This window comes from Pseudonocardia sp. GCM10023141 (assembly GCF_042653605.1).
Window position 1 is genome coordinate 21497 of the sequence record NZ_JBHSIR010000018.1, and the last position, 16426, is coordinate 37922.

Here is a 16426-nt window from a genome sequence, read left to right on the forward strand (position 1 = left end):
CAGCCACCGGAGGTCTGGAGCGACTGCACACAGTCTAGGGCCATCCCGTCGCGAGGTGTGCCGTCCGCGCCACGGCAATCACGGCACGTCGAGCACGAACGCCTGCCGCCCGAACCGTCGCCCGTTGACCTGTAGCTCCAGCGCGTGCTCGCCGGGGTGGTAGCGGCGCGTGCTGATCGGGGCGAAGGAGTGGCGGCGGTCCAGCGCGAGCACCTCGCCGGGTGCGAGCGTGCGGGTGGTGAGCTTGAAGACCTTCGCGGTGAGGGTGGCGTTGGCCTTCTGGTGGTGCACCACGTAGTCGACGACGACCTTGGTGGGGCTCGGCCCGGTGTTGGTGACCGTGCCCGAGAACGCCAGCGAGCCTCCCATCGGGACGACGCCGACGTCGAGGGTGGGCCCGTCGATCGCGATCGCCGTCGGCTCGTCGAACCCCAGCAGTCCCAGCGCCAGCGGATCGCCCGCTTTGATCAGGCTGCGCAGCGCGTGCCGCACGACCTGGGGCGTGTTCGCATCGGGCGCGGCCGCCCACCGCGCCGCGGAGGCCGTCGCGACCGCGGGGTCGCCGCGGCTGATGTCGTTGAGGTGGTTGGCCACCGACCGGCGCACGAAGTCGGAGGGGTCGCGGTAGAGCCGGTCGAGGATCGCCACGGTGCAGGCGGGATCGGCGAGGATCGCGGGCACCCGCACGGCCCACGGCAGGCGCGGGCGGGTGCCCTCGCTGGCCAGGCGTCGCACGTGCGCATCGGGTGCTGACGCCCAGCCCGCGGCGACCGCCAGGGTGCGCTCCAGATCGGCGCGCAGGAACTGTCGCAGTGCGAACTCGGCCGTCAGCCGGGGGGTGAGGGTGGCCAGCAGGGCGAGGCCGTCCTCGAACGCGTCCCCGGCCGCCGGTCCCGTTGCGCCCGTGGCCCGGGCCGCGACGGCCTCGCTGACCGGCCAGATCAGCCAGCCGGTGAACGCGGGCAGCACCAGGCAGTCCCGGATCACCGCCGCGAACGCGGGATAGCCGGCGGGCAGGTCGGCCAGCAACGCGTCGCGCACGAGCCGCACCCGCTCGCTGAGCGCCAGCCCGTCCACCTGCTCGACCGCGGCGGTGACCGCAGCCACCGGGCCGCCGGTGGCCGTGCGGAGGCACTGCGCCAGCACCGCGACGGTGGCAGGGGGCAGCAGCGCCTCGGCTGACGCACCACCGCTCGCCATCAGGGAGCCACCGGTCCGGGATCGGCGGCGTGGGGGCGGTGGCGAGGGTGGAACACGTGATCAGCTCCCATGGTCCGGGTGCGCGGTGCTCGACGCGCCCGGAGGTCGTGCGGATGTCTCTGCAACGATATGGCGCCTTCCACCGCCCTGACTCGTTGGACGTCCGTGACCGCACTGCCCACTGCTCGCCTCCTGCGCTCCAGCGGCGCAGCTGCCGGGCTCGGTGCTGCCGTGGCTTTGCTGGTCATCGGCGGTCTCGGGGCCGCGTTGCCGCGTGAGCCGGCGCAGCTCGTGGCCAACGTGGGCGTGCTCGTGCTGGCGCTCGGTGGGGGGTTGGGCTGCCTGCGCGGCGCGCTCCGCACGGCGGGGCGCATCCGCCGCGGCTGGCTGGCACTGGCGATCGCCTGCTGGTCATGGGGTGCCGGCCAGGCGGTGTGGACGCTCTACGAGGAGGTCCTGCGCGTCGCGTCGCCGTACCCGAGCCTCGCCGACGTCGGCTTCCTCGGCTTCGCGGTGGCCGCGTTCACCGGGCTCGTCTGCCTCGCTCCGCCGGGTGCCGGGCCGGGCACCTGGCGCCGGGTGCTCGACGCACTCATCGTCGGCTGCGCGATCGGGCTGCTGGCCTGGGTGATCGCCCTCGAATCGATCATCTCCGGCGCCGGTGGCTCGCCGCTGACGGCGGCGGTCTCCATCGCCTACCCGCTGGCCGATGTGGTGCTGCTGACCGTCACCGTCCTCACCGTCGCCCAGACCCGCGACGATCCGCTGCGCTGGGGCCTGCTGGGGGCCGGGGTCGTCGCGATGGCCGCCTCCGACACGGCCTTCGCCTACCAGGTCGCCGAGGGCACCTACCTGACCGGCACGATCGTCGAGTGGGGCTGGCGGTTCGCGTTCTGCCTGTTCGGCGTCGCCGGGATGTTCGTGCGACGCACCCAGGCGGTGCCCGACCCGATGCCCGTTCCCGGCCTCGGCTCGCGCGGCGCCACGAGCGCCGGGATGCTGCCCTACCTCCCGCTCACCGCGGCGGTGGTGGGTGTCGGGATCCGCTCGATGAGCGGCCACGGGCTCGGGATCGTCGTCATGCTGCTCGTGGTGGTGCTGGTGCTGCTCGTGCTGCTGCGGCAGTACGTCACCGTGCTGGAGAACCAGCAGCTCACCCGCACCGTCGAGCAGCGGGAGGTGCAGCTGCACCACCTCGCGTTCCACGACGGGCTCACCGGGCTGGCCAACCGGGCGCTGTTCCTCGACCGGCTCGGCCACGCGCTCGACCTGGCGGCGCGGTCACCGCAGCCCGTCTCGGTGGCGTTCATCGACCTCGACGGGTTCAAGGCGGTCAACGACACGCTCGGGCATGCTGCGGGCGACGTGCTGCTGGTCCAGGTCGCCGACCGGCTGCACGCCGCCCTGCGCGCGTCCGACACGCTGGCCCGGCTGGGTGGCGACGAGTTCGCGGTGCTCGTCGAGCAGGGCGCCGATCCCCGACGCGTCGCGAACCGCCTGCTGGAGGCGATGCAGGAGCCCTTCCACGTCGCGGAGCGCACGATCGCGATGTCGGCCAGCATCGGCGTCGCCACCCAGGAGCCGCAGCCGATCGGCGCGACGGAGGCCGGCGCCGGAGCCGCTCGGGCCGGCGTGCTGCTGCACCGCGCCGACGTCGCCATGTACGCGGTCAAGACGGCAGGCAAGGGTGAGGTCGGCACCCACTCCGTCGCGGCGGACACGCCCGGGCGTCACGCGGCCGACCGCAGCCGGCCGCTGCACGGCGCGTTCGCGTCGGCGCTGGAGCACGGCGAGGTCCAGGCGCACTACCAGCCGGTGGTCGACCCCGTGACCGGCCGGATCGCGGCGCTGGAGGCGCTCGCCCGCTGGACGCACGAGGGCGTCGAGATCCCGCCTGCCACGTTCGTGCCGATCTGCGAGTCACTGGGCCTGTCCGAGCAGCTGACGGCGCTGATGCTGGAGCAGTCGTGCGCGCAGCTGGCGCGCTGGAACGCCGGCACCGGCCACCGGCGGCTGCGCGTCGCGGTCAACGTCAACCCGATGGAGTTCAGCGACACCGCGATGCCCGACCGGATCGCGCACCTCCTCGACGTGAACGGGCTCGGCCCCGGGCAGCTCGCGCTGGAGATGACCGAGATCGCCCTCAACAACCGGCCCGACACCGCACTCGACGTCATGGCCCGGCTGCGCGCGCTGGGGGTGCGTCTCGCGCTCGACGACTTCGGCACCGGCTACAGCACGCTCTCGCGGCTAGCGCGCACGCCGGTGGACACTGTGAAGATCGACCAGTTCTTCGTGGCCCACATCGACCACGACGAGCAGCAGCGGCAGTTCCTGCGCGGCCTGCTCGACCTCACCCGCCACCTGCGGCTGCGCTCGGTCGCCGAGGGCGTCGAACGTCCCGGGCAGCTCCACGAGCTGCGCCACCAGGGCTGCGACCTGGTGCAGGGCCACCTGCTGGGCCGCCCGGCCACCGCCGCGCAGCTGACACCGCTGGTGCTTGCCGACGGCCCGGTGCTCCCGCAGCACCTGCTGGCGTCGACCCCCGCGACGGCGACCCCGGCGCCGCTCGGCGTCTCGGGGTTCGCATCGTGACGGCGCCGGTGATCGTGAGGTGCGAAGATGAGCGCGCGCGGCTCCGGGGCGGTCCCGGGGGTTCCGTTCGGGCCGAAGGCGGGAAGTCCTCACGATGAGCCGTTTCTCCGCGACCACGAACTCCGAGGCCGTGGTCGCCGCCGAGCGTTCCGCGATCTGGGCCGTGCTCACCGACCCCGTGCTGCTGCCGAAGCTCACGCCGCTGCTGAAACGGATCGAGACCGAGGGCGACCTGTGGCGGTGGTACCTGGTCGGGCTCACGGTGCTCGGGGTCGGCATCAGCCCCGTCTTCACCGAGGAGATGACGTTCGACGAGGGCAGGCGGATCGACTACACCCACGCCCCGCCCCGCGGCGTCACCGAGCAGGCGGGCGCCGAGGGCAGCTACGACCTGTCCGACATCGCAGGCGGCACGCGGTTGGTGATCGCCCTGAAGCTGCACGTCGAGCTGCCGTTGCCGCGGCTCGCCGCGCCCGCTGTCACCCGCGTGATGCAGGCGACCATGCAGCGCATGGGGGACCGGTTCTCGGTCAACCTGCTGCGCCACCTCGGCGTGGAGCGCCAGGCCCGCACCCGCTGACAGGTCAGCGGAAGACGACCGTGCTCCGGTCGTTGAGCAGCACGCGCCGCTCGCAGTGCCAGCGCACGGCCCGCGACAGCGCGAGCGCCTCGGCGTCGCGCCCGACCGTGGACAGCGCCCGCGAGTCGTAGGTGTGGTCGATGCGGATCACCTCCTGCTCGATGATCGGCCCTTCGTCCAGCTCGGGCGTGACGTAGTGCGCGGTGGCGCCGACGAGCTTCACCCCGCGGTCGTAGGCCTGGTGGTAGGGCTTGGCTCCCTTGAAGCCGGGCAGGAACGAGTGGTGGATGTTGATCGCGCGGCCGTGCAGGGCGCGGCACATGCCGTCCGAGAGCACCTGCATGTAGCGGGCGAGCACCACCAGGTCGGCGCGGTGGACGTCGACGAGCTCCAGCAGCCGCTGCTCGGCGGCCGGCTTGGTGTCGGGGGTGACCGGGAGGTGGATGTAGGGCAGCCCGGCGGCCTCGGCCATCGGGCGCAGGTCGTCGTGGTTGGACACGACGGCGACGAGCTCGGCGCCGAGGCTGCCCGCGCGCCACCGGAAGATCAGGTCGTTGAGGCAGTGGCCCAGCCGCGAGACCATCACGAGCACCCGCTGCGGGCTGTCGCCGGTGAGCGTGAACGCCATCCCGAACTCGGCGGCCACGGGGTCGAACGCCGCGGCCAGCCCGGCGGCGTCGACGTCGCCGGTGGAGGCGAACGCCGTGCGCAGGAACAGCGTGTCGCGGATCGGGTCGTCGAACTGCTGGTGCTCGACGATGTCGCAGCCGTGCTCGAACAGGAACCGGCTGACGGCGTGCACGATGCCCGGACGTTGCCGGCAGCTCAGGGTCAGGGTGAACGTGGCCACGGCGGGCTCCTCTGCTGATATATCAATCTGCAGGGCACGGTAGGGACCGTGCTCGGGCCCGGTCAAGGGTCAAGTTGTGAATTGCGGCATCTGTTGCGTGATGCGGAACTGTCGCGGAGGGTAGGGCCGTCGTAGGCTGCCGCCATGCTGCTGGACGGGGTCAACCACATCGCCTGGATCTCGCACGACGTCGCGCGGTTGGGCGCCTTCTACCGCGAGGTGTTCGACGCCGAGGTCGGGCCGACCCGCCCGCACGGTCCCGGCGAGACGATGACGGTGATCCGGATCGGCCCGCACACCGAGCTGAACATCGTCGTGATCGACGGCAACGCCGAGGCCGACCGGCAGACCCCGATGTGGGGGCGCGGCCGCATCGACCACGTCGGGCTGCACGCGGCGTCGCCCGAGGCGTTCGCCACGATCGGCGAACGCCTCGTCGCAGCCGGTGCCGGCGACGGTCAGGTCAACGACTTCGGCGGGGCGCTGAGCATGTTCTTCCGCGACCCCGACGGCCTGGAGGGCGAGGTCCTGCTACCGAAGTAGGGATCAGGCGAAGCCGGCCACCGCGTGCGGCTCGTAGGGCTCCGCGAGCAGGGCGATCTCGTCGTCGTCGAGCTCCAGGTCGACCGCGGCCACGGCGTCGTCGAGGTGTCCGACCTTCGTGGCGCCGACGATCGGCGCGGTGACGGTCGGGTTGCTCAGCAGCCACGCCAGCGCCACCTGCGCCCGCGACACGCCGCGCTTGGCCGCGATCTCGGCGACGCGCTCGACGACGACCCGGTCGGACTCGTGGTAGAGCGTCTTGCCGAACTCGTCGGTCTCGGTGCGTGCCGTCGTCTCGTCCCAGTCGCGGGCGAGCCGGCCGCGGGCGAGCGGGCTCCACGGGATGACGCCGACGCCCTCGTCCGCGCACAGCGGGAGCATCTCGCGCTCCTCCTCGCGGTAGAGCAGGTTGTAGTGGTTCTGCATCGTGGCGAACCGCGTCCAGCCGCCCAGGTCGGCGGTGTGCTGGGCCTTGGCGAACTGCCACGCCCACATCGACGACGCGCCGATGTGCAGCGCCTTGCCCGCCTTCACGACGTCGTGCAGCGCCTCCATCGTGACCTCGATCGGCGTGGTCGGGTCCCAGCGGTGGATCTGGTAGAGGTCGACGTGGTCGGTGCCGAGCCGGCGCAGGCTGTTGTCGATCTCGGCCAGCACGGCCTTGCGCGACAGGCCGGCCCCGTTGGGCCCCGGCCGCATGCGACCGTTGAGCTTCGTGGCGAGCACGATCTCGTCGCGGTTCGCGAACTCCGCCAGCGCCCGGCCGATGATCTCCTCGCTCGACCCGGCCGAGTAGACGTTGGCGGTGTCGACGAAGTTGATGCCGGCCTCGAGGGCGTGGCGGATGAGCGGGCGCGCGGCCTCCTCGTCGAGTGACCAATGGTGGTTGCCCCGCTCCGGGTCGCCGAAGCTCATCGCGCCCAGGCAGATGGTCGACACGTCGAGTCCGGTCGAACCCAGCTTCACGTACTTCACGGTGTTCTCGCTCCTCGTGATCAGAGCTGGTCGCGGGCGGCCACGGCGCGCCCGGCGTCGGTGAGCAGTCCGCGCAGCGCTGCGTCGGCGATCTGGTCGGCCTGCTCGACGGTCAGAGGCGCGTGCCCCGTGAGCAGTCGGAAGATCAGCGGGCCGAACAGGATGTCCTGGGCGACCTCGACGTCGATGCCGGCGTCGACCTCGCCCCGGTCCAGCCCACGTTGCCACATCGTCGCGATCGCCTGCCGCCGCCCCGCGAGGAAGAACGTCCGGAAGAACGTGGCCGCCTCCGGGTCGGTCACCGAGGCCGCGAGCAGCTGCGCGAACACCGTGCCCGCCGGGCTGGCGTAGAACTCGCTGACCAGCCGGACCTGCGCGCCGAAGTCGCCGCGCGCGGATCCCGTGTCGGGCAGCGGCAGCGTGCTGGCCATCCGCAGCCCGAACGCCTCCGCCGCCACCGCCGTCCGGCTGGGCCAGTGCTTGTAGATCGTGGCCTTGCTGACGCCCGAGCGCGCGCTGATCGCGTCGATCGTCGCCGCGGCGAGGCCACCGGCGGCGAGCAGCGCGTCGGTGGCCGCCAGCACCGACTCCCGGGCCCGGACGCTGCGTGGCCGCTGCGGCCGGTTCGCCTCGATCTGCTGGTCCGGGTTCACCGGATCTGCGCGCCGTCGGGGAAGTCGGTGGAGCGCGAGAGGGCGTCCCAGGTCCGGAAGTCCTCGTCGACGGCCTCCCGGCCACGCCCGACGAGGCGCAGCGCGTCGGAGCCCAGCAGCAGGTGCACGGGCGGCTGCGGGGCGTCGATCACCTGCAGGATGGCCGCTGCGGCCTTCTCCGGGTCGCCGAGCTGGCGGCCGCTGCCGGCCTCCCGGTTCGCCCGGACCGGCCCGAACAGCTCGTCGTAGTCGGCGATCGAACGCTCGGCACGCACCATGGAACGGCCCGCCCAGTCGGTGCGGAAGCCGCCCGGCTCGATGGCCGTGACGTGCACGCCGAACCCGGCGACCTCCTTGGCGAGCGTCTCGGTGATGCCTTCCAGGGCGTACTTGCTGCCGTGGTAGAACGCCAGTCCGGGGAACGTGGTGAGCCCGCCCATCGAGGTCACCGTGAAGATGTGGCCGCTGCGGCGCTCTCGCATGCCGGGCAGCACGGCCTTGATCGTGGCGACGGCGCCGAAGACGTTGACGTCGAACTGGCGGCGCAGCTCGTCCATCGTCGACTCCTCGAGGATGCCCTCGTGGCCGTACCCGGCGTTGACGATGAGCACGTCGATGGGGGAGATCGCGGCCTCGACGTCGGCGACCGTCGCGGTGACGGCGGCGTCGTCGGTGACGTCGAGGATCCGGGCGTGCGCGCGGGCCGGGTCGAGCGCGACGAACGCGTCGACGTCGGACTGCCTGCGCACCGTGCCGACGACGGTGTGACCCGCCGCGAGCGCCCCGGTGGCGAACGCCCGGCCGAGGCCGGTGCTGACGCCGGTGATGAAGAAGGTCTTCGGTGTGCTCGACATGGGTTCTCCGGCTGAAGCGAACTGAACGTATAGTTCACTTTAGCGCGGAACAGAACTGCGGGCGTACGACCTCCGTCACGAGGCCGGGGTCCCCGGTCCTCCCGGGTCCCGATCGAGGCCGTCCCACGTCCAGCGCGGAACGGGGAGATCGCCGGGTACCTGGCTGCCCGGCGGCGCGTACGCCATCACCTCGGCGACGGCCCACTCCATGTAGGCGCGCAGGGCGGCACGCAGCTGCGGGTCGGCCGGGAGCTGTGCGTCGTCGGCGGCCTGCACGAAGCAGGTGACGAACCGTTCGCCGAGATCGCTCTCGGCCCCCTGACCGGCGTGGATGCCCAGCATCGCCGGATGACCGCCACAGGTGGTCGAGTAGACCGGTGGCCCGCCGAACACCTCCGCCCAGTAGTGGCCGAGGCGGGCGAGGTGATCGGGGTGGCCCGGATGGGAGAACGGGTGGTTCAGCACGGGGTCCTGCAGGCAGCGCTCGTGGTGGGCGGTTGCCAGCGCGAGGAATGCGGCCTCGCCGCCCGCCGCCTCGAAGAGGGACGTCTGGTGCACGCGTCGAAGCCTGCCACGGTTTGCCGCCGCACGGCGCTGACGATCCCGGGGTCGCCCGGCCCGGCGGACCGCGTCCGATCAGCGGAGGCGGGTCCCGCTCCGCCCGGCCGGCACCGGCACCGTGTCGACATCGCGGTACGGCACGGGTGCGGGGAACCGGTGTGTCGCGGGCTCCGGTGCACCGGCCCGCAGCGCCGCGGCGGCGACCCCGGCCACCGCCGCGGTCAGCAGGACGGCGCCGAGCACGTCACTGGGCCGGTGCCAGCCGGCGAGCAGGGTGGCGACGCCGACCGCCGTGACCCAGCCCGCCCCGGCCACCGCGACGAGCGGGCGCAGCGCCCGCGGGAGCACCATGAGCAGCGCGATCACCGTGGCCGTCGCGAGCGTGACGTGACCGCTGGGAAAGCTGTTGGCCGCGACGTTGGTCGAGGACGTCAGCGCCGGGCGGTGCAGTTCGAGCTTGAGCAGCCGGGCCGCCACCGTCGCCACGATGATCAGGCCCAGCGCCGTCACGATCCGCCAGGGTGTGCGGCGCAGCGCCCCGATCACGGCGACGGCGACGATCGCGGCCACCAGCAGCCAGTTCGCGGGTGTCGCCAGCGGCCACGGCACCGGTCCGCTGTACCCGTGGGCGGGCGGCGTCGGGCCGAGCGCGGACGTGACGGTCTCGTCGAACCACTTGCCTGCGGACGTGCGCACCAGCAGCACGTAGGTCGCCACCGCGAGGTCGTGGATCCGCTGCCCGGGCAGGTGCGCCTGCGGGTCGAGGCGAGAGCCGGCCACCGGCACCACCGACCGCCGACGACCCCGGAGCGGCACTGCAGAAGCTCGGCGGCGCGGCCGCCATCGTCGCCACCGCGGCCAGCGGCGCATCGATGTCGCCGCTGGTTCCGGGGCTCGCCCCGCGCGGCCGGCTGCTCGTCGTCGGCGCTGCGGCCGACCCGATCTCCGTGCAGACCAGCGACCTGATCTTCGGGACGCGCACGGTGGCCGGGAGCCTGACGGGCAGCGCGATCGAGAACGAGGACGGCCTCGCGTTCAGCGTGCAGCACGACATCCGGTCGCTGAACGAGGTGTTGCCGCTCGCGTCGGCCGAGCAGGCCCACGCGCGGATGATGTCGGGCGAGGCGCGGTTCCGGGTGGTGCTGGACGCGCTGGCGTGAGCCGGGGTGTTCACCCCTCACAGGGTGGGGCCTCGTCGCTGGTGACGAGCAGGGTCAGCGCCCCGGCGCACCGGATGCGCAGGTACTCAGCGGGACCGGTGGCCTCGTCGAGGCTGAACCGGCTCAGCACCACGGCGGGGCGGTGGCAGTCGGGGCAGTACACGGTGCTGGTCATGGCGTCTCCGAGGTCGGTCATCAGAGGATGACCCGGTCGAGTCCTCGGCACCGTCGGAGAGGGTGTGTCCGGGTGTGCATTCCTGCACATCCGACCCAACGCCGGGTTAGGCAGGACGGTGCTGGACGTCCTCCGTGCGGGTGATGTGCATGCGCCCAGCGGCCCCGTAGATACTTCTGCGATGGTCACCGAGCCGGAGCTGCTGGCTCGCTACGAGGCGCTGACGGCACCGGCCGGCGTCGAGCTGCTGGCCCTGCTCGCCGGCCAGGACGTCACCGGCGCGGCGGGGATGCGGCTGAGCACCCGGCTGCGCTCCCGGTTCCCGGCGCAGCTCGTGATCGACGCGTTCGGGCAGCAGGAGCTGCGCGGCCGCGCGGGGGGCAAGTTCAGCCGGGCCGACCAGATGTTCTTCACCCGCGCCGGGTGGGAGCAGGCCTCGGCGGAGGTGGTGGCCGAGCACCGTCGCGCCCGCTACCGCGGGGCCGCCCACATCGCGGATCTGTGCTGCGGGATCGGTGGGGACCTCGTCGCACTCGCGCGCGACAGCCACGTCACCGGCGTGGACCGGGACCCGGTGCACCTGTGGATGGCGGCGCGCAACGCGCGGGCCTACGAGGTGGGGGAGCGGGTCATCACGCTCGATGCCGACGTCCGCGACGTCGACCTCTCCGGTGTCGACGCGGTCTTCGTCGACCCGGCCCGTCGCACCGACCGCGGCCGCAAGCGCTTCGGCGACAGCGACCCGCCGGTGGCCTGGTGCGTCGGGCTGGCCGAGCGCGTGGAGCGCGTGGGCATCAAGGCGGCCCCCGGCATCCCCCACGACGCCGTGCCCGCGGGCTGGGAGCTGGAGTTCGTCTCCGTGGACCGCGACATGAAGGAGGCTGCGGCCTGGTCGCCCGCGCTGGCGACGGCCGCCACCCGCGCCACGCTGCTCCCGGCCGGCCACACCCTGGTGGCGACCCCCGGTGACCCGGTGGACGTCCGCGATCCGGGCGCCTACCTGCTGGACCCCGATCCGGCCGTCACCCGCGCCGGCCTGGTGGAGGACGTGGCCCGCCGGACGGGCGCCTGGAAGATCGACGACCAGATCGCCTTCCTGTCATCCGACTCCCCGGTCCGCACCCCCTTCGCCCGCACCCTCCAGGTGATCGACTCGGCCCCCTGGAACCAGAAGCAGCTCCCGGAACGCCTGCGCCGCCTCGACATCGGCGCCGTCGACATCCGCCGTCGCGGCCTCGCCGGCGACGTCGACGCCCTGCACCGCAAGCTGAAGCTCTCCGGCTCCCGGCGCGCGACGCTGGTGATGACCCGCTCCCGCGACCGTCCCTGGGCACTGGTGTGCCTGGACCTGCCCGCGCCGGGATGACGAGCCCCCGTCCGCCGGGTCAGAAGGGTGGCGGCTCGCTATCGGTGTGGATCACTGGCTGGACCGGTGGTGGGCGTTGCGGCGGTGCTTGCTGTTGCCACAGGATACGTAGATCCACCCGGCGGTCGCTGCCGGAACTCTCCTCGTGCTCGGCGGGTTGTGGTTCGGGAAGGTCGTGGCGGAGGGGTTCGCCGCGGGTGGTGTAGGTCCTGCCGAGCGGGCTGGTCCAGACGAACCGTCCCGGCGTCGGCTGGGTGAGTGTCCAGCCGCGATCTTTGTCGGGGTGGTGGCGGTGGCAGGCGGGTCCGGCGTTCTCCTCGACCGTGCCACCGCCCTTGCCGTGATCGAGGGTGTGATCCAGATCCGAGCGCCGTGCCGACCGGGTGCAGCCCGGCCCGATGCAGTTCTGATCCCGCAGCCGGGTGTTGCGGGCGACCGGGCCACGGAAGAACCGGGCCCGGCGCGGTGCCGGCTGCCGCTCCTTCTCGCGGTTGGCCCAGTTGCGGGCGATCTCCGCCATCACGCCGGCCCACTCGCCGGGATCGACGATCAACTCTTCGAGGTCGGCCAGGGTGAGGTGGATCTGCACGACCCCGCCACGCGACTTGCCGCCGCGGGTCTTGGGCCGTGAGCGCAGGAACCCGCCGTGGAGCAGGTGCCCGTTGTCGTCGACGATCGCGAAGTCCCACGACCCACCCCGATACTGCCGCGCCACCGCAGCACGAGCGACCTCGGCGGAGACCGGCCCGACCCCGGCGATCTCCCCGGGCCACTCATCACGCCCCATCAAGGTAGGGAGTCCAACATGGACCTCGACCCCTTCCCGGACCAGTTCGGTGTCGCCGATCAGGGCGTCGATGATCTGGGTCTCGGCCAGTCCTTGGAACCGCCCGTCGAGCATGCCGAGGTAGAGATCGGCGCTGATCTGCCCGAGCGTTCCCGCGCAGCCCTTGCGGCGCGCGGTCTCGGCAAGCCGATCCAGCCGCGCGCACGCCGCAGCAGCCTCATCCGGCGGCAACCCTCGGGCAGACACCGTGGCGGTACCGGTGTTCGGATCCAGATGACACGACACACCCCGCTTCTCCACCGCACCCCGATACTTCCGCCGCTGATAGGCGGGGTCGATGGCCAGGATCGCGCGCCACAACCGGTTCGCCAGCTGCCGCGTCGTCCAGCCCGACGCACCCGGCACCAACCGCTCGCACACCACGGCGATCTGCGCCGCCGACAACTCAGCGGGATCGAGGTACTCGCAGAACATCCACGCCTTGCTCCGGTCGATCCGCCCAGCCCGAAAGGCCGCCAACACCACTGGCAGGTGATCGTGGAGGTGTTCGGCCAAGCCGAGCTCCCGATCGGCGGCGGTGGGGGTCAAGGTCAGCAGGGCGGCGATCTCCGACGACCCCCACGCATACGAGGTCCCGGCGCGCCCGACCTCGGCGTCGCCGAGCTCATCGAGCGGGGTGGAGCGGGCGAGGTGCACCATCCCGATCAACATCTCGGCGTCGTCATGCGCCCGCTGCCGAGCCCGCGCGGCGACCACGTCACCGATGTGGGCGTTGGGGATCTCGCTCCACACCATCCCGGCGAGGACCACGGCCAGCTCCGGCCCGGGCGGCAGGGCTGCCGCCCGTTCCCAGAGCCGAACCGGATCCTTCATGGCTCGAACATACGTGCGAGCACCGACACTTCCGGGCCTTCTGGCGGGGTTTGGCAAAAGATCTTGAGAGTTGCTTCGCCGGCCCCTGGCTCGCGGGTCCATCTGTCCCGACCCGTGCGCTGAGCTACACCGACGCGCCCCGCGGCAACGCTTGACCCGCTCTGCGCGGTGCCCTGCCGGGCGAGAGAGCCCCTGCGCGCGCAGCGCGCACCCCGGGGCCGCAGAGAGTCCTCCCGTCGACCGACCGGCGTAATAGTTGGGGCACCCATCCAACCTGTAACCATTCAGGTTCTTGTGGCCTGATCTTGGGGTGTTCGGTGCGTGACGACGGGGTCGTGGTGTGCTGATGATGTCGGGTGTCGCTGCCGGAGCTGTCGCGCGAGGAGCTCCTCGCGCTGGTCGAGCAGCAGGCCCGGATGATCGAGACGCTGACCGCGCGGGTCGCGGAGTTGGAGCGGCAGTGGGGCCGCAACTCGCGCAATTCCTCGCAGCCGCCGTCGGCGGACGGGCCGGCGGTGCCGAACCGGGCCGCTCGCCGCCGCGGTGGCCGGCCGGCCGGGTAAACAACCCGGCGCTGAGGGTAGATCGCTGGGTGTCGTGGTTGATCCTGACGAGGTCGTGGAGCACGTCCCGGCAGCCTGCGCAGGGTGCGGCGCCGGACTCGCGCAGGCGCAACCGGACGGGATGGTGCGTCGCCAGGTTCACGACATCCCGCCGATCACCGCGCGGGTCATCGAGCACCGGCTGGCGCGGCTGCGCTGCGCGTGGGGGCACCGCACCCGCGCGCAGGCCCCGGCCGGGGTGTCCGCACCGGCCAGATACGGGCCGAACCTGCGCGCCCTGGCCGCTTACTTGGTGGTGTATCAGCACGTGCCCGTAGCGCGGGCCGCCCAACTGATCGCGGACGTGACCGGGGCCCGCCCGTCGACGGGATGGATCACCTCGGTCCTGGCCCCGACCGCGGCGAGCGTGTCCCCGACGAACGCCGCGATCCTGGACCTGCTGCGCGCCGCAGACGTGCTGCACGTGGATGAGACCTCCAGCAACATCACCGGTATCCGGTGGTGGGTCCACGTCGCCACCACACCGTTGTTGACCGCCTCATCACCTGCACCGCTCCCGCGGCCGGGTCGCGGTCACCGAGTTCGGGGTGCTGCCCGACTACCGCGGCACCCTGGTCCACGACAGCCTGACCCGCTACGACGCCTATGACCAGGCCCGGCACGGCTTGCGCGGGGCGCACCTGGTCCGGGAGCTGACCGCCGCAGCCGAGGCCCACCCCGACAAGGTGTGGCCCGCCCAGGCGATCCGGGCGTTGCACCAACTCAACAATGCTGCTCACCAGGCCCGCGACCAGGGCCTGCGACAGATCCCGCCCGAGATCGCCGACCCGTGCCATCGCAGCTTCCGCCACGCCGTGATCGTCGGACTCGCCGAACACCCCCGACGACCCGGCGCCCGCCAATCGGTGACCCGAAACCTGCTGCAACGCCTCGCCGCCCGCTTCGAGCAGGTGGTGCTGTTCGCGCGCGACCTGAGGGTGCCGTTCACCAACAACCAAGCCGAACGCGACCTGACGCCCGACGAAAACCCAGCTCAAGATCAGCGGTTGTCACCGCTCCGCCGACACCGCCCGGGCCTGGCTGGCCAGCCGCAGCTACATCTCCACAGCCCGCAAACACGGCCACAACGTCCTACACGCACTCCGCGACGCCATCACTGACAACCCATGGATGCCACCACTCGCGGCATGACCTGAATAGCTACCCTGTAGGAGGCCGATTTCGCCGATCGGGCACGGTGATTTCACCGATCCGGCACGCCGTCGAGCACCACCACCGTGCCGGAATCGCGAAATCACCGTGCCGGAATCGCGAAATCACCGTGTCGAAATGGCGAAATCAGCCGCCCAAGCGCATGAGCCCAACTCGCGAGCCCATCCGTCGCAACTCGCGGGCCCATCCACCGCAACTCGCGCGCTGACCTGCACTGACCTGTAGCTGCGGGCAACGCCTGACCCGGTTTCCCGAGAGCCCTGCCGGGCGAGAGAGCCCGTGCGCGCGCAGCGCGCACACCGGGGACGCCCCCAACCTCCCGAGACCTGCCCCGCCGGCGAGGCGGTACGAAAGCCAGGGCACGCGACCGAACCGCACTCGACCTCGGGCACGAAGGTCGGGCACAAGACCAACCCGGACCTGACCGGCGGTGCCCCACTCCACCCTGAGCCCATCCGTCCCGACTCGCGGGTGCATTTCGCCCCGACTCGCAGGCCGGTGCATCTCGTCGCAACTCGCGGGTCCATCTGTCGCAACTCGCGCGCTGACCTGCATGATCCGCAGAGCGGCAACGCCTGAGCCGGTCCGCACTGTGCCCTGCCGGGCGCGAGAGCTCGGCTCGCGCAGCGCACCCCCCGGAGGACGCGACCCCTCTCGGAGATCTGCACAATCCGCGAGCGCCAGCAGGGCTGGGGCACATCGCCCAACGCGACTTGACGGCGGATGAGACTGGGGCACCAACTGAACTCAAATCCGAACAGATTTCGCCGATCCGGCACGCCCTCGACACCTTCGCCGTGCCGGAATCGCGAAATCACCGTGTCGAGATGGCGAAATCAGCCGCCTCTGGCGCGCACGAGCCCGACTCGGGGGCCCATCTGTCCCGACTCGGGGGTCCGCCTGTCCCGACTCGCGCACCGTCCACCCGACGGAGAAAACCCGATCCGATCCCCAGCACCACCGCCTGGCGATCGAGCCGATCATCCCGAGGCCGCTCCGGGGCTACCAGCGGTGTGGAGCGGTGCTCGGGCACCATGGAGCGATGCGGACGCTGCTCAACCTGATCTGGCTGGTCCTGTGCGGGTTCTGGATGGCGGTGGGGTACGCGGTCGCGGGCTTGTTCTTCTGCGTGCTGATCGTGACGCTGCCGCTCGGGCTGGCCGCGCTGCGCATGGCCGACTTCGCGTTGTGGCCGTTCGGTCGGGTGCTGGTCGACCGCCCCGGCGCGGGTGCACCGTCGACGCTCGGCAACATCGTCTGGATCGTGCTGGCGGGCTGGTGGCTCGCTCTCGGGCACCTGGTCACCGGTGTCCTGCTGTGCATCACGATCGTCGGGATCCCGCTCGGCATCGCCAACTTCAAGCTGTTGCCGGTGTCGCTGGTTCCGTTGGGCAAGCAGATCGTCGACCGCGACGCGCTGGTCGGTGCCTACCGGGTCGGCTTCTGACCAGCACCCATAATCAGGATGTGGCCAGGGCG

Annotated in this window: 18 protein-coding genes; 9 read left to right on the top strand and 9 right to left on the bottom strand. The window is 72.0% G+C overall.

What is annotated here, in order from left to right:
• Positions 1-78: 78 nt before the first annotated feature.
• Positions 79-1200 carry a DNA alkylation repair protein gene (locus tag ACFPFQ_RS09510; protein ID WP_379616942.1) on the bottom strand — a complete coding sequence of 374 codons (1122 nt, stop codon included), beginning with the start codon at positions 1198-1200 and terminating at the stop codon, positions 79-81.
• A 165-nt stretch (positions 1201-1365) separates the two neighbouring features.
• On the opposite strand from ACFPFQ_RS09510, the gene ACFPFQ_RS09515 reads away from it, so the two are divergent.
• Together ACFPFQ_RS09515 and ACFPFQ_RS09520 are read left to right on the top strand one after the other, a co-directional pair.
• A complete protein-coding gene (locus ACFPFQ_RS09515; protein ID WP_379616944.1) occupies positions 1366-3795 on the top strand; it encodes a putative bifunctional diguanylate cyclase/phosphodiesterase in 2430 nt (809 codons plus the stop codon).
• Between the two features lie 94 nt (positions 3796-3889).
• The gene (locus tag ACFPFQ_RS09520; RefSeq protein ID WP_379616946.1) at positions 3890-4375 is read left to right on the top strand and encodes an SRPBCC family protein; all 486 of its coding nucleotides are present in this window, start codon (positions 3890-3892) and stop codon (positions 4373-4375) included.
• A 4-nt stretch (positions 4376-4379) separates the two neighbouring features.
• Here ACFPFQ_RS09520 and purU read toward each other — a convergent pair whose 3' ends face one another.
• A complete protein-coding gene (purU, locus tag ACFPFQ_RS09525) occupies positions 4380-5225 on the bottom strand; it encodes a formyltetrahydrofolate deformylase (protein WP_379616948.1) in 846 nt (281 codons plus the stop codon).
• A gap of 144 nt (positions 5226-5369) precedes the next feature.
• Between purU and ACFPFQ_RS09530 the strand changes: the two genes are divergently transcribed.
• Entirely contained in the window at positions 5370-5768 is a 399-nt protein-coding gene (locus ACFPFQ_RS09530) for a VOC family protein (RefSeq protein WP_379616950.1), read from the top strand.
• Positions 5769-5771: 3 nt separating this feature from the next.
• Here the strand turns inward: ACFPFQ_RS09530 and ACFPFQ_RS09535 are convergent, their stop codons facing one another.
• The 5 genes from ACFPFQ_RS09535 to ACFPFQ_RS09555 form a co-directional block, all read right to left on the bottom strand.
• The gene (locus ACFPFQ_RS09535; protein WP_379616952.1) at positions 5772-6743 is read right to left on the bottom strand and encodes an aldo/keto reductase; all 972 of its coding nucleotides are present in this window, start codon (positions 6741-6743) and stop codon (positions 5772-5774) included.
• 20 nt (positions 6744-6763) lie between these two features.
• The gene (locus ACFPFQ_RS09540; protein ID WP_379616954.1) at positions 6764-7396 is read right to left on the bottom strand and encodes a TetR/AcrR family transcriptional regulator; all 633 of its coding nucleotides are present in this window, start codon (positions 7394-7396) and stop codon (positions 6764-6766) included.
• Positions 7393-8250 carry an oxidoreductase gene (locus ACFPFQ_RS09545; protein ID WP_379616956.1) on the bottom strand — a complete coding sequence of 286 codons (858 nt, stop codon included), beginning with the start codon at positions 8248-8250 and terminating at the stop codon, positions 7393-7395. The genes ACFPFQ_RS09540 and ACFPFQ_RS09545 overlap by 4 nt, the downstream gene beginning before the upstream one ends.
• A 75-nt stretch (positions 8251-8325) precedes the next feature.
• On the bottom strand, positions 8326-8808 hold the full coding sequence (locus tag ACFPFQ_RS09550) for a group II truncated hemoglobin (RefSeq protein WP_379616958.1): 483 nt from the start codon (positions 8806-8808) through the stop codon (positions 8326-8328).
• A gap of 78 nt (positions 8809-8886) precedes the next feature.
• Positions 8887-9591: a phosphatase PAP2 family protein gene (locus ACFPFQ_RS09555; protein ID WP_379616960.1), complete on the bottom strand. Its 705-nt coding sequence runs from the start codon at positions 9589-9591 to the stop codon at positions 8887-8889.
• A 92-nt stretch (positions 9592-9683) separates the two neighbouring features.
• On the opposite strand from ACFPFQ_RS09555, the gene ACFPFQ_RS09560 reads away from it, so the two are divergent.
• The gene (locus ACFPFQ_RS09560; RefSeq protein ID WP_379616962.1) at positions 9684-9971 is read left to right on the top strand and encodes a hypothetical protein; all 288 of its coding nucleotides are present in this window, start codon (positions 9684-9686) and stop codon (positions 9969-9971) included.
• Positions 9972-9981: 10 nt separating this feature from the next.
• Here the strand turns inward: ACFPFQ_RS09560 and ACFPFQ_RS09565 are convergent, their stop codons facing one another.
• Entirely contained in the window at positions 9982-10167 is a 186-nt protein-coding gene (locus ACFPFQ_RS09565) for a hypothetical protein (protein WP_379616964.1), read from the bottom strand.
• Positions 10168-10327: 160 nt separating this feature from the next.
• Here ACFPFQ_RS09565 and ACFPFQ_RS09570 point away from each other — a divergent pair, with 160 nt between their 5' ends.
• Complete coding sequence (locus tag ACFPFQ_RS09570) at positions 10328-11512, top strand: THUMP-like domain-containing protein (RefSeq protein WP_379616966.1); 1185 nt, start codon at positions 10328-10330, stop codon at positions 11510-11512.
• Positions 11513-11531: 19 nt separating this feature from the next.
• Here ACFPFQ_RS09570 and ACFPFQ_RS09575 read toward each other — a convergent pair whose 3' ends face one another.
• Positions 11532-13274: a DUF222 domain-containing protein gene (locus ACFPFQ_RS09575; protein WP_379616968.1), complete on the bottom strand. Its 1743-nt coding sequence runs from the start codon at positions 13272-13274 to the stop codon at positions 11532-11534.
• 254 nt (positions 13275-13528) lie between these two features.
• Between ACFPFQ_RS09575 and ACFPFQ_RS09580 the strand changes: the two genes are divergently transcribed.
• From ACFPFQ_RS09580 to ACFPFQ_RS09595, 4 genes are all read left to right on the top strand, one after another.
• The gene (locus tag ACFPFQ_RS09580) at positions 13529-13735 is read left to right on the top strand and encodes a DUF6444 domain-containing protein (RefSeq protein WP_379616970.1); all 207 of its coding nucleotides are present in this window, start codon (positions 13529-13531) and stop codon (positions 13733-13735) included.
• A gap of 55 nt (positions 13736-13790) precedes the next feature.
• Positions 13791-14384, top strand: coding sequence for an IS66 family transposase (locus ACFPFQ_RS09585; RefSeq protein ID WP_379617061.1), 594 nt, complete (start codon positions 13791-13793; stop codon positions 14382-14384).
• The gene (locus tag ACFPFQ_RS09590) at positions 14281-14895 is read left to right on the top strand and encodes an IS66 family transposase (RefSeq protein WP_379617063.1); all 615 of its coding nucleotides are present in this window, start codon (positions 14281-14283) and stop codon (positions 14893-14895) included. The genes ACFPFQ_RS09585 and ACFPFQ_RS09590 overlap by 104 nt, the downstream gene beginning before the upstream one ends.
• Before the next feature lie 1094 nt (positions 14896-15989).
• The gene (locus ACFPFQ_RS09595) at positions 15990-16394 is read left to right on the top strand and encodes a YccF domain-containing protein (RefSeq protein WP_379616972.1); all 405 of its coding nucleotides are present in this window, start codon (positions 15990-15992) and stop codon (positions 16392-16394) included.
• Positions 16395-16426: the final 32 nt, after the last annotated feature.

Bases quoted from the DNA above. Each gene is read 5' to 3' on its own strand.
- ACFPFQ_RS09510 (WP_379616942.1), bottom strand. From the start codon at position 1,200: ATGGCGAGCGGTGGTGCGTCAGCCGAGGCGCTGCTGCCCCCTGCCACC.
- ACFPFQ_RS09520 (WP_379616946.1), top strand. From the start codon at position 3,890: ATGAGCCGTTTCTCCGCGACCACGAACTCCGAGGCCGTGGTCGCCGCC.
- ACFPFQ_RS09530 (WP_379616950.1), top strand. From the start codon at position 5,370: ATGCTGCTGGACGGGGTCAACCACATCGCCTGGATCTCGCACGACGTC.
- ACFPFQ_RS09545 (WP_379616956.1), bottom strand. From the start codon at position 8,250: ATGTCGAGCACACCGAAGACCTTCTTCATCACCGGCGTCAGCACCGGC.
- ACFPFQ_RS09560 (WP_379616962.1), top strand. From the start codon at position 9,684: ATGTCGCCGCTGGTTCCGGGGCTCGCCCCGCGCGGCCGGCTGCTCGTC.
- ACFPFQ_RS09565 (WP_379616964.1), bottom strand. From the start codon at position 10,167: ATGACCGACCTCGGAGACGCCATGACCAGCACCGTGTACTGCCCCGAC.
- ACFPFQ_RS09570 (WP_379616966.1), top strand. From the start codon at position 10,328: ATGGTCACCGAGCCGGAGCTGCTGGCTCGCTACGAGGCGCTGACGGCA.
- ACFPFQ_RS09575 (WP_379616968.1), bottom strand. From the start codon at position 13,274: ATGGACCCGCGAGCCAGGGGCCGGCGAAGCAACTCTCAAGATCTTTTG.
- ACFPFQ_RS09595 (WP_379616972.1), top strand. From the start codon at position 15,990: ATGCGGACGCTGCTCAACCTGATCTGGCTGGTCCTGTGCGGGTTCTGG.